Genomic DNA, 11168 nt, shown 5'->3' on the forward strand with positions numbered 1-11168 from the left:
GTGGCCATGCTCACCTCCAAGGGCGCCAGCGGCATCACCGGTGCCGGCTTCATCACCCTGGCCTCGACCCTGGCGGTGGTGCCGAGCATTCCCATCGCCGGCATGGCGCTGATCCTGGGCATCGACCGCTTCATGAGCGAAGCCCGCGCGCTGACCAACATCATCGGCAACGCGGTGGCCACGGTAGTGATCTCCCGCTCCGAAAACGAGCTGGACATGGACAGGATGGAGCAGGCCCTGGCCGGCGAGCTGCACGACGATCACGCCGTGATCGCCCCCAGGCCGGCTGCCGCGACCAGCTGAAAACCCTCCACCCGAGCGGCACACGGCCGGCCTGATCTGCATCAGGCCGGCTTTTTTCATGCCCATGCCGGCCCGATCCCGCATAAAAAACACCCCAACCCGGGTGCCTTAACCCTTCGCGGGTTGGCCGTTTCGGCCGATGCGTTCACAATGGCAAGGATTTAACACTTTGTAGCAGCCCCTGAACCCCTACAGCGATCCGGCATGATGCGTACCACCAAGGCTGCAGTCATCGCATGGCTGAGCCGCCTGCCCCTGTTCATCGCCTTCATCGGCCTGTACGTCGCGCTCGACGTAGCGAGCTTCATCCACCCGCTGCACGGTCTCAACATCACGCCCTGGAACCCGGCGCCGGCCCTCGGGCTGGTCCTGCTGATCCAGATCGGACGGCAGGCCTGGTTGCCGCTGGCCGTGGCGATCATGCTGGCCGAGATCTCCACCCGCGGCCCGCTGGGCACGCCCTGGAGCAGCGTGGTGCCGGCCCTTGTGCTCACCACGGGTTACGCGCTGCTCGGCGCCATGCTGGCCCGTCGCCTGCCGCGCGACGCCCTGCTCGACGACCGGCGCAGCCTCGTCGTCTGGCTGCTCCACGTAGCCGTCGGCACCCTGCTGATCAGCCTCGCCTACCTGTGTTCACTGCTCATCGTCGGCCTGCTGCCGCAAGCCGGCTGGTGGACGGGGCTGGTGCGCTTCTGGGTTGGCGACGGTGTCGGCATCACGGTGATGATGCCGCTCCTGTTGTGGCTTTCCAGCGAACGCGGGCGCGCGCGGCTGTGGCGCTCGGTCGCCAAACGGGAAAGCGCCGCCTACCTGCTGCTCGGCGTGGCCACCCTGTGGCTGGCCTTCGGCACCGGCGGCCACGGCGGCTTCAAGCTCTTCTACCTGCTCTTCCTGCCCATCGTGTGGGCCGCCGCCCGCCAGGGCATGGCCGGCGCCATCGTCTGCGCCGCCGTGCTGCAGGTCGGGGTCATCGTTGCCATGCGCTCGCTGGACTACAACGCGGTCACCGTTGCCGAACTGCAGATCCTGGCCATGGCGATGGCCGTGGTCGGCTTCTTCGTCGGCGCAACGGTCAGCGAGCAGCGCCGCACCGCCGAGGATCTGCGCCACAGCCTGCGACTGGCCGCCGCCGGTGAAATGGCCGGCGCCCTCGCCAATGAGCTCTACCAGCCACTCACCGCCCTCAACGCCTACGCCGGCGCCTGCGAGCAACTTCTCGCACGGGGCGAATCCGGCGAACCGCTGCAGGCCGCGCTGCGCTGCGTACAGCGCGAATCCGGCCGGGCAAGCGACGTGCTACGGCGTCTCCAGGACTATTTCCGCACCGGCGAGCCGCAACTCGAAGCGGTGTTCCTCGACGATCTCGTCGAAACCGTCGTCGTTTCCTGTCTGCCCCGCGCCGAGCAGGCCGGCGTGCGCCTGCGGGTGGCTCCGATGCCCCACGCCCAGTTGCACATCGACCGCCTGCAAATGGAAGTGGTGCTGCGCAGCCTGATCAACAACGCCTTCGATTCGGTCATCGCCAGCCCCCACCAGCCACGACGGATCTGGCTCGCCGCCTGGAAGGAAGGCGAAGAACGGGTGTGCCTGCGCATCGAGGATTCGGGCTCCGGCCTGACCGCCGAAGAGGCCAGCAGCCTCTTCGACCCCCGCGTCGCCCCCAAGGCCAAGGGGCGCGGCCTCGGGCTCGAGATCAGTCGCGCCATCGTCGCCACCCACGGCGGCAGGCTGTGGGGCGAAGCCGCCGAGCACGGCCTCTTCAAGATCGAATTTCCGATCAGCGACCTGGACACCCCGCCGCAACCGTCCGTCCAGCCGGTCTTCGTCGAAGCCGAAAACTGAGGCTCCGTCACCGAATCCTTGCGTCGGTTGCAGGTGAACAGAAGCCCGCGCCCGGCGTTGTAGCGCCGGCGGCGCGGTTGCATACTGATCGGGTGTCAGTCCGCGGAGAACATCGCCATGCTTCAACGCCCCCGGGGCCGCGACGAGCAGCCCGTCGAAGAAGAGTTGCCTTTCGAAGGGCTGGTGCGCTACGAAAGGCACGTGCCCATCCACCAGGTTTCGTACTACCTGTGCGGCGAACTGCAGGATCCCCAGTACTACACCGAGCTTTTCTACACCCTGCGCACCGCCGCCGAAACCGACCTGATCTACATCCACATCAATTCGCCGGGCGGCGATTTCAACACCGGGCTGCAGATCATCAACAACATGCTGGCCTCCGAGGCCCATGTGATCACCGTGCTCGAAGCGCGGGCCTACTCGATGGCCGCCTTCATCTTCCTGTCCGGCGACGAGCTGATCGTCCACGACAACTGCCAGCTGATGTTCCACACCTATTCGAGCAGCTTTGCCGGCAAGGGCAGCGAGCAGATGGCCGAAGTGCACGCCCTGGGCAGCTGGTTCGAAAAAGTCACCACGCGCATCTGCACGCCGTTCCTCAGCCTCAGCGACATCGCCCACATCCTGCAAGGCAGCGATTTGTGGATGGACTCTGACGAAATCCGGCGCCGGCTGGGGCGTATCAAGCCGGCCGGCAGAACCCCGCGCAAGGCGGCGGCGAAGGCCACCACGCCCCGGAAGAAATCGACCCCGGCAAAAGCCGGCCCTGACTGACCCGCCGCCGGGGCTGACACGCTCCCCCGCCTCACGCCCTGCCGCCCGACGCCGGCGGACGTTCATCACGCCTGCGACACCCCTCCGCCCGGCGCTTCCTGCGTCCTCTCAAAAACGACAAAATCGCTTAATTTTGTCGAAAATACTTACAGTGACAAATTCACGATTTTTTATGTCGTTGATTTTTATTGACTTTACTTTTGTTAACCGTTAATTATGTCACATGGCACGATTTGTGCTATTCGACTGTCAGGATAACTTGTATCGACAAAATCGACTTTCACCATGACCAAAACGCTCATCGCCGCCGCTATCGCCCTGTCCGCCATGGCTTCCGCCCAGGCCGCACCGACAACCATCAACTTCGAATCAGTGGCTGCCGGCGCCAAGGCCAACGGCTTCTCGGTTCCTGGCCAGGCCGGCGTGACCTTCACGGACACCTCCGGCAGCAACCTGACCGTTGGTAACTACGGCAGTCAGGGTATCGGCCAGAGTCTCGTGATCGGCAACGACGACGCCAGCGCGCTGCGCATCGGTTTTGCCACGCAAATGAACAGCCTGTCCCTGGCCTTCGGCAACGACGACAGGGGTTACACAGGTCAGGACATCTTTGCCCACCTGCAACTCTTCTCGGCCAGCACGATGATCGCCGACGTGCTGATGGCGTCCAACAACGACGACATCATGAACCAGACGATCAGCTACACCGGCCAGCTGTTTGACAGCGCGGTGTTCACCTATACGAACGCCAACCGCGGCGCACTGAACCTCGTCGAGATCGTCGACAACATCACTTTCGACCGGACCAACGCCGTTCCCGAACCCGCCTCGATGGCTCTGCTGGGCCTGGGCTTCGCCGGCCTCGCCTGCCTGCGCCGCCGCAAGGCCTGAGCGGCCGCACCGGCTTCGGGGGAAAATCCCCGGCAACGGCCCGCCCGCAAGGCGGGCCGTTTTCCATTCCGCCCAGCCTTTGCAAGGAAGAGCGGGAAGGGCTCAGCGCGTCTTCAGCGCCGTCGCCACGTCCCGCGCCAGCGCGTCCACCAGCCGACCGTGGGCGGCGGCGAGGGCTTCCCAGGTGGGCTCGGTGAGGGCTTCGGTGGCGGCAAAACGGTGGCTGGCGACATCCCGGCCGGCCTTGCGGAGGCTCCACACGGCTTCCAGCGTGACGCGCTCGAAGCCCTCGGCGTCGAAGCGTTGCACGTCGATGGGCAGGCTCAGGTCGGGGTCGGCGATGCTGGCCTGGGGCCAGGCGACTGCGCGGGCGTAGGGCGTGCGGCGGGCCAGTTCGCCAGCCACGCGGCGGGCGATCTCGGTCTTGAGCGGCGCGGCCCAACGGTGGCCGTCGGCCACGTCGGCGCGGGCACCATCAAGCAGGCGCACGATATGCAGGCGGTCGATGGCGGCCGGCACGCTCACCGGGCCCACCACCAGACTGGCGCCGGCAATGCCGGCCGGGCCGGCCTCGGGCGCCGCGCCCAGAGGCGCGAGCGGACCCAGGGTGTAATGCCGCACCGGCGGCGTGGTGCCGCAGGCGGTGAGAACCAGGGCGAGGATGACGGCCGGGACGGCGGCGTACAGAACGGGGCGCATGGGCGGCATCACGGCTTGGTGCGGGCGGGCGAGCCGCATTGGGCCGAGAGCCAGCGGGCGTCGGTGTCCGCCTGCATGTCGCCCTGCGCCGAGCGCATCTTGACGCGCGTGGTGAAGTGTTCCGGGCCGTCGAGGGTGGTTTCGAAATCCGCGGTGCCCTGGGGTTGGGTGCAGTTGAGGCGTCCGTGCACGGTGTTGCCGGTTTTGGTGACGCTGACGAGGGTGCAGCCGCCGTCGGTCCGGCCGGAATAGATGTTGTCCTGTTTGGCCTGTTCGGGGGTGATGCAGCTGCGCATCGAGCCGTCCTTACCCATTTGCACGCCCCGCGATGCCATCTGCTGCTGAAGCATGCGCTGGGTTTCGGGCGGCAGGTTCTTGAGCTGCTTTTGCATTTCGGCCATTTGCGCCGACATGTCGGGCATGCCGGCGACGCTCATCCGCGTCGAGCGGAATTCCCACAGTCCGGGCCGGACGTCGGCGGCCTGCCCGACGGCGCTGGCGCACAGCAGCAGGAGGCCGGCGCCAAGGGTTCGTGCGGTGTTCATGATCGGTGTCCTTTCGATGGGAATTCGGGGCGGGTCATGGTTTTTCCTCGGGCTTGCCGCGCAGCAGCGCTTCGGGGTGACGGTCGAGGGTGTCGGCCAGGTGGCGCAGGGCCTGGGCGGCGCGGCCCAGCTCCTGCAGGCTGGCGCGCATGTCCTGCTGCAGCGGGGCATCGCTGGCGAGCAGCTTGCGAGCGTCGGCGATGGCGCTGCGGGCTTCGACAACGGTGTCACGCACATCGCCGCTGGCCAGACCGTCGAGGCGTTTGACCAGGCGGTCGGCTTCGTCGATGGTGCGGCCGAGGCTGGCGATGGCCTTCCTGGTGTCCTGGCCGATCTCGTCGAGGGGCAGCTTGTCGAGCTTGGCGAGGATGCGCATCAGCGTGGTCTGCAGCTCGTCGAGGCTGCCGCGCTGAGTCGGGAAGAGTGGCGGGGAGTGGTTCCAGTCGATCTTCAGCGGCTTGGCGGCGGGGAAGAAATCGAGGGTGACGTAGATCTGCCCGGTGACGAGGCTGCCGCTGCGCAGCTGGGCGCGCAGGCCGTTGGCGATGAGCTGGTCGATGAAGGCGCGGAAATCGCCCGCGTGGGCATCCTTGCCGAAAAAGGTGGTCTTGCCCGGTTGCGAGTGGGTCTGCAGGCGGCCGGGGAAGATGGCGACCTCGACCATCAGCCCGAGATCGGTGGCACGGGGGCTGAAATCCGGCCTGATGGCGGTGACTTCGCCCACCGGAATGCCGCGAAAATCCACCGGCGCCCCCACCGACAGGCCGCGCACCGATTCCGAAAAACGCAGCACGTAGCTGAGCACCTGGCTGTGGGGCTGCTTGAGCGCCTCGCTGCGGTTGGGGAAGAGGCGGAAGGCCTGGTTGCGCTTGGCGGGTTCGCTGCTGGCGCCGTCTGGCGTCAGGAAGGCGATGCCGCCGGCAACGATGGAGGCGAGGGATTCGGTATTGACCTGCACCCCTTCGGGGCCGAGCTTCACATCCACGCCGCCGGCGTTCCAGAAGCGGCTGTCGGCGCTCACGAAGCGGTCGTAGGGCGCCTTGACGAAAATCTGCACCTCGACGCGCTTGCCTTCTTCGTCGAGCCGGAAACCCGTGACCTGGCCGGCCTCGATGCGCCGGAAGTAGATCGGGGTGCCGGCGCTGATCGAACCGAGGGTGTCGGCCTGCAGCACGAAAACCTGGCCCGGCGCATCGAAGGTGACGGCCGGCGCCGTATCGAGAGCCACGAAATTGCGCCGGGCGTCTTCCGACTTGCCCACGTCGAGGCCCACATAGGCGCCCGACAGCAGGGTGCCGAGGCCCGACACCGAGCTGCCCGACACCTTGGCGCTGACCACCCAGAAGCGGGTGTCATCCACCAGCAGGCGGCTTGCCTGACGGGCCAGCCTGGCGGTGGCCACCACGTGGGAGCCGTCCTCGGCCAGGGCCACCGCGGCGATCTGGCCGACGTCCACATCCTTGTACTTGATGCGGGTCTTGCCGGGTTCGAGGCCTTCGCCGGTCTTGAACTGGATGGTGATCGTCGGGCCTTGTTCGTAATACGTGCGGGCGGCCAGGAAGACGCCGATCAGCGCCGCCACCAGCGGAATGATCCACACCAGCGGAATGCGGAAGCGCCGCGGCTTTTCGACGGTAGCGGCGGGCAGGGTGGGCGGGGTGAGCTCAGGCATGGTCGGAATCCGGATCAGGCAGGGAGGGTGCGGAATCCGCGGCGGGATCCCAGATCAGGCGGGGGTCGAAGCTCATGGCGGCAAACATGGTCAGCACCACGACCGCGCCAAAGGCCACGGCCGCCGGCCCGGCCTGGATGGTGGCGAGCCCCTGGAACTTCACCAGCGCCACGAGGATGGTGATCACGTAGATGTCGAGCATGGACCAGCGGCCGACGAATTCCACCATGCGGTACAGCCGCGTGCGCTGGATCAGCCGGTGGCGCGAGCGGCGCTGGGCCGCGGCGGCAAGATAGACGAGGGCGAATATCTTGAGCAGCGGCACCATCACGCTGGCAAAGAACACCACCGCGGCCAGCGGCCACGAGCCCGACTGCCACAGAAAGATCACGCCGCTCATGATGGTGTCCTCCTGGCTGCCGAGCAGCGAGGCGGTGCTCATCATCGGCAGCAGGTTGGCCGGAATGTAGAGGATGGCCGCGGCAATCACCAGCGCCCAGGTGGTGGCGAGGCTGGCCGGCTTGCGCATGTGCAGCGGCGCCCGGCAGCGCGGGCAGCGCAAGAAACCGCCGCCGGCCGGCGCCTGCGAGAGCTGCCCGCAGATGTGGCAGTTGAGCAATCCGGCCTGGCGGGCCTGCCGGGCGACAAAGGGCCGCTCGCGGCTCACGGGCGATTCTCGATGACGGGCGTCTGCCACAGCAGGCGACTGTCGAAGGCCCGCCCGGCGAGGGTCAGCACGACGATCAGCGCCGCCATGGCCCAGAAGGCCGCACCAAGGATGACGTCGGCCAGATGCGAAAGCTTGACCAGCGACACCAGCATGCCGAGCAGGAAAACCTCCACCATGCCCCACGGCTTGACCGAGCGGACCAGCCGGAAAAACGGCGCCAGCCGCGGGGAAACCCGCCCGAGGCGCAGCGGCACCAGCACGACGAGAATCATCGCCAGCTCGAGCAGCGGAAAAACCAGGGTCGTGACGCCGACCAGCGCCGCCACCGGCTGCATGCCGTCGCGCCACAGGATCAGCAGGGCGCCGGCGAGCGTCACCTCCACCCGCTGGCCCTGCATCTCGAGGCCGACCAGCGGATAGATATTGGCAATCAGGTAAAGAATCGCGGCGGCAAGGCTCAGGGCCAGCGAACGATCCACGCTGTCCGGCGGGTTACGCGCCAGAAAGGCGCCGCAACGGGCGCAACGGGCGGTTTCGCCGGGGGCGAGCACCGGCTCGGTCTGCAGCAGGTCGCACTCGTGGCAGGCGATCAGCCCGGCGGGCAGGCTCGGGTGCGCATCGGGAGCGAGCATGAAAATGGGCACGGCCTCGAAAAATGACGGCCAATTGTGCGGTGCAGGGCGGCCCGACGCAAGGACTCGCCGGCTTACTCCCCGCCGGAAACCGGCCCCGGCAGCGCCGGCCCGGTCAGGCCGGGTCCGGGCGGTGGCCCCGAGGCATCGACCGGGGCCGAAACGCGGCCGGCCGGCGGCGCCTCGACCGGGCCGGGCGGCTGCAGGCCCGCCGCCGGCGTCGGCAGTTCGTTCTCGGCCGACGGGTCCAGGGTCAGCACGACAGGCGCGTTATCGGACAGTCGGCGCAGCAGCACGCCGTCGGGCTGCACGCGTTCGACGCGGAGGTCTTCGTTGAAAAGCTCGCCCTCGGGCACCAGGCTCGGGCCGCTGCCCAGTGCCGCCAGGATCGCCACGCCCGGCGCCCCGCCGCTGCCGGCAATAATCCCTTGCAGGCTCGGCAGCGCCCCCGGCTGAAGCACGCTGGACAAGGCCGGCCGCTCGTCATACGCGACAAATTCCGCCACCGGCGGCGACGCCACCCGGGGGGCCTCCTCCTCATCGACGATCCATATCCCGACCGCCAGCAGCGCACCGGCCACCACTCCGGCACGCAGCACGCGCCTGTAATCGAAACGACTCATGACCTGCTTGCAACCGGGGCATTGAAGATGCCCGCACCGTATCACCGGCCGAGGCCCGCGCCGGGGCGAATTCACGCGAGTTAACCCATTTAACCAAAGTTAGCCCGAACGGCTGCCCACATCGTGGTTCAGTTCACGGTGTGCCGCGGACGCTGCGCCGATACGCTCCGGCGTCCGTCTCCGCGGCCTTTCTCCGTCCCTACCGAGCACGCATCATGTCCCGTCCAGCCGCCTTTTCCGCCAGCCTCGCCCTCGCCGCGGTCCTTGCCCTTCCGGGCAGCCTGCGCGCCGACGAACACGCCCATCATCACCATCACGCGGCGCCCGCCGCCTCGACAGTCAGCCGCAGCGAAGCCCCCTACGCACTGCCCAAGGTGATGCTGCGCGACCAGGACGGCGCGGCCGTGGCGCTTGCCCAGCGCCTCGACGACGGCCGGCCGGTGCTGCTCAACTTCATCTACACCAGCTGCACGGCCATCTGCCCGCCCATGACGCGGATTTTTGCCGAAGTGCAGAACAGGCTCGGCGCCGAGCGGCGGCGACTGCACATGGTGTCGGTGTCCATCGACCCCGAACACGACACGCCCCGGCAGCTCAAGGACTACGCCCGCCAGTTTGGCGCCGACGACAACTGGATCTTCCTGACCGGCAGCAGCGCAGCCAGCGCCAGTGTGCAAAAGGCCTTCAACGCCTATCGCCCGGACAAGATGGGGCACACGCCGCTCACCTTCCTGCGCCGCGCACCGGGCCAGCCGTGGGTGCGCCTGGATGGCCTGGCCCAGGCCGACCGCATCCTGGCCGAACTCGGCCCGATGCTCGCCGTGCAAAAGCCTTGAAACCGCGCCTTTCTGCCCTCGCCGGCCTCATCACGGCGCTTCTTGCCGCGCCGGCCCTGGCCGGCGACACCCTGCTGGGCGAAGGCCGGCGCCTCTACCGGGACGGCCTGCGCGCCGACGGCACGCCGCTGGAAGGCTGGCGCCCCGGCGGCGGCGCACTGCGCGGGCGCGATCTGGCCTGCGTGCAGTGCCACCGGCCAAGCGGCATGGGCACCGTGGAGGGCGTGAGCATCGTGCCGCCAATCACCGGCGCCACGCTGTTCGCGCCTGGCCGCCAGCCCACTGGCCGCCAGCCCCGGCGGGCCGCCGGCATGACGCTGGAGGACCACGCCTTTCGCATCCGCCCGGCCTACGACACCCCCCGCCTCGCCCGCGCCCTGCGCGACGGCACCGGCGCCGGCGGCGCACCCTTCGATGCGCTGATGCCCCGCTACACCCTGAGCGACCGGGAAGTGGACGCCCTGACCGCCTATCTGCGCAGCCTCGCTGCCACGCCGGCCCCCGGCGTGGACGACACCACCCTGCACCTGGCCACCGTGCTCGCCCCCGACACCGAGCCGCGCCAGCAGCGCGCCATGCTCGACGTGCTGCGCCACTGCGTGGCCGAACTCGGCCCCCGCCCCGGCAAGGGGCGGCGCAGCTGGCAACTGCACACCTGGCAGCTCGAAGGCCCGCCCGCCAGCTGGCCGGCCCAGCTCGACGCGCACATGCGCCGCCAGCCGGCCTTCGCCCTGGTTGCCGGGATCGCCCGCGACTGGGCGCCGATGCATGAATTCTGCGAGGCCGAAGGCCTGCCCTGCCTGTTTCCCAACACCGACGCGGCCGGCCCGGCGCCCTCCAGCTCGATCTACCTGTGGCCCGGCGTGGCCCTCGAAGGCCGGGTGATGGCGCGCCATCTGGAAGGCCGGCCCCGCCTGCCGCGCCGGCTGGTGCAGGTTTTTGCGGCCGACGACATCGGCCGCCACGGCGCCGCCGCGCTGGCCGCGGCCCTGCCGGACAGCGCTCAGATTCACATCGACCCCGCCAGCCCGCTGCCGCCCCTGGCCGAGGGCGACGTGCTGGCCCTGTGGCTGCCGCCGGCCGCCCTGCGCAGCTTCATCGCGCGCCAGCCAGCCCTGCCGGTCGATGCGGAAATCCTTGTTTCCGGCACCCTGGCCGAGCTGGACCGGGCGCCGGACGCCACGGCGCTCAGCGCCCTTTCAAGCAGCAATCTGCGGGTTATTTATCCCTTCGATGAAGCCGCCCCCCGGCTGGCGCGCCTGGTCTTCAACCTGGGCGGCTGGATGAGCAGCCACGGCCTGAGCCTCGCCCGCGATACGGAACGCGTCCAGGGCAACACCTGGTCGGCCTGCGCCGTCACCGCCCGGGCGCTGTACACGCTGCCCTCGCCCCCCACGCGGGAGGCGCTGCTGGAACGGGTCGAGGATGCCTACGCCGGCGCGGTGAGCACGTCCTTTCCGCGCTTCACCCTGGGCCCGGGCCAGCGCTACGGCTCGAAGGGCGCCTACGTGATGAAAGTCGGCGCCAACGGCCGGCTGGAGGCCGACGGCGACTGGATCGTGCCCTGACACCTGCGCTTCGGGCGGGACGGCAGGAACAGCGCCGCCCTGCCCGCCAAGCGCTTAAACCACCACGAAGCGACGCATCATTTCGTGGTCCTCGTGGGACAGGATGTGGCAGT

12 protein-coding genes are annotated in these 11168 nt (G+C 68.6%); 6 read left to right on the forward strand and 6 right to left on the reverse strand.

Annotated elements, in window-relative coordinates:
• From Q1W26_RS14640 to Q1W26_RS14655, 4 genes are all read left to right on the forward strand, one after another.
• The coding region (locus Q1W26_RS14640) for a cation:dicarboxylase symporter family transporter (protein ID WP_300441670.1) at positions 1-303 on the forward strand (303 nt) is incomplete at its 5' end.
• Between the two features lie 204 nt (positions 304-507).
• Positions 508-2145 (forward strand): MASE1 domain-containing protein, encoded by a 1638-nt coding sequence (locus Q1W26_RS14645; protein ID WP_300441673.1) that lies wholly within the window; start codon positions 508-510, stop codon positions 2143-2145.
• Between the two features lie 117 nt (positions 2146-2262).
• The gene (locus tag Q1W26_RS14650) at positions 2263-2919 is read left to right on the forward strand and encodes a Clp protease ClpP (protein ID WP_300441675.1); all 657 of its coding nucleotides are present in this window, start codon (positions 2263-2265) and stop codon (positions 2917-2919) included.
• 285 nt (positions 2920-3204) lie between these two features.
• On the forward strand, positions 3205-3810 hold the full coding sequence (locus Q1W26_RS14655) for a PEP-CTERM sorting domain-containing protein (protein WP_300441677.1): 606 nt from the start codon (positions 3205-3207) through the stop codon (positions 3808-3810).
• A gap of 102 nt (positions 3811-3912) precedes the next feature.
• Here Q1W26_RS14655 and Q1W26_RS14660 read toward each other — a convergent pair whose 3' ends face one another.
• From Q1W26_RS14660 to Q1W26_RS14685, 6 genes are all read right to left on the reverse strand, one after another.
• On the reverse strand, positions 3913-4509 hold the full coding sequence (locus Q1W26_RS14660; protein ID WP_300441679.1) for a PqiC family protein: 597 nt from the start codon (positions 4507-4509) through the stop codon (positions 3913-3915).
• A gap of 8 nt (positions 4510-4517) precedes the next feature.
• Positions 4518-5054 carry a DUF3617 domain-containing protein gene (locus Q1W26_RS14665; protein WP_300441682.1) on the reverse strand — a complete coding sequence of 179 codons (537 nt, stop codon included), beginning with the start codon at positions 5052-5054 and terminating at the stop codon, positions 4518-4520.
• Positions 5055-5088: 34 nt separating this feature from the next.
• Positions 5089-6726 carry an MlaD family protein gene (locus Q1W26_RS14670; protein ID WP_300441685.1) on the reverse strand — a complete coding sequence of 546 codons (1638 nt, stop codon included), beginning with the start codon at positions 6724-6726 and terminating at the stop codon, positions 5089-5091.
• On the reverse strand, positions 6719-7393 hold the full coding sequence (locus Q1W26_RS14675) for a paraquat-inducible protein A (RefSeq protein ID WP_300441687.1): 675 nt from the start codon (positions 7391-7393) through the stop codon (positions 6719-6721). The genes Q1W26_RS14670 and Q1W26_RS14675 overlap by 8 nt, the downstream gene beginning before the upstream one ends.
• The gene (locus Q1W26_RS14680) at positions 7390-8028 is read right to left on the reverse strand and encodes a paraquat-inducible protein A (RefSeq protein ID WP_300441690.1); all 639 of its coding nucleotides are present in this window, start codon (positions 8026-8028) and stop codon (positions 7390-7392) included. Before Q1W26_RS14680 ends, Q1W26_RS14675 begins: the two co-directional genes overlap by 4 nt.
• A 74-nt stretch (positions 8029-8102) precedes the next feature.
• Positions 8103-8651 carry a hypothetical protein gene (locus tag Q1W26_RS14685; protein WP_300441693.1) on the reverse strand — a complete coding sequence of 183 codons (549 nt, stop codon included), beginning with the start codon at positions 8649-8651 and terminating at the stop codon, positions 8103-8105.
• A 215-nt stretch (positions 8652-8866) separates the two neighbouring features.
• On the opposite strand from Q1W26_RS14685, the gene Q1W26_RS14690 reads away from it, so the two are divergent.
• Together Q1W26_RS14690 and Q1W26_RS14695 are read left to right on the forward strand one after the other, a co-directional pair.
• Entirely contained in the window at positions 8867-9487 is a 621-nt protein-coding gene (locus Q1W26_RS14690) for an SCO family protein (RefSeq protein WP_300441695.1), read from the forward strand.
• On the forward strand, positions 9484-11055 hold the full coding sequence (locus Q1W26_RS14695; RefSeq protein ID WP_300441698.1) for a c-type cytochrome: 1572 nt from the start codon (positions 9484-9486) through the stop codon (positions 11053-11055). The genes Q1W26_RS14690 and Q1W26_RS14695 overlap by 4 nt, the downstream gene beginning before the upstream one ends.
• Positions 11056-11168 lie beyond the last annotated feature (113 nt).

Origin of the sequence: Zoogloea sp., assembly GCF_030157465.1 — a bacterium.
In the GTDB taxonomy this organism is placed as follows: Bacteria; Pseudomonadota; Gammaproteobacteria; order Burkholderiales; family Rhodocyclaceae; genus Zoogloea.

What these genes read in the sequence shown, in the direction of transcription:
- Q1W26_RS14660 (WP_300441679.1), bottom strand. Translation starts at nt 4,509, where the DNA reads ATGCGCCCCGTTCTGTACGCCGCCGTCCCGGCCGTCATCCTCGCCCTG.
- Q1W26_RS14685 (WP_300441693.1), bottom strand. Translation starts at nt 8,651, where the DNA reads ATGAGTCGTTTCGATTACAGGCGCGTGCTGCGTGCCGGAGTGGTGGCC.
- Q1W26_RS14670 (WP_300441685.1), bottom strand. Translation starts at nt 6,726, where the DNA reads ATGCCTGAGCTCACCCCGCCCACCCTGCCCGCCGCTACCGTCGAAAAG.
- Q1W26_RS14680 (WP_300441690.1), bottom strand. Translation starts at nt 8,028, where the DNA reads ATGCTCGCTCCCGATGCGCACCCGAGCCTGCCCGCCGGGCTGATCGCC.
- Q1W26_RS14690 (WP_300441695.1), top strand. Translation starts at nt 8,867, where the DNA reads ATGTCCCGTCCAGCCGCCTTTTCCGCCAGCCTCGCCCTCGCCGCGGTC.
- Q1W26_RS14645 (WP_300441673.1), top strand. Translation starts at nt 508, where the DNA reads ATGATGCGTACCACCAAGGCTGCAGTCATCGCATGGCTGAGCCGCCTG.
- Q1W26_RS14665 (WP_300441682.1), bottom strand. Translation starts at nt 5,054, where the DNA reads ATGAACACCGCACGAACCCTTGGCGCCGGCCTCCTGCTGCTGTGCGCC.
- Q1W26_RS14650 (WP_300441675.1), top strand. Translation starts at nt 2,263, where the DNA reads ATGCTTCAACGCCCCCGGGGCCGCGACGAGCAGCCCGTCGAAGAAGAG.
- Q1W26_RS14655 (WP_300441677.1), top strand. Translation starts at nt 3,205, where the DNA reads ATGACCAAAACGCTCATCGCCGCCGCTATCGCCCTGTCCGCCATGGCT.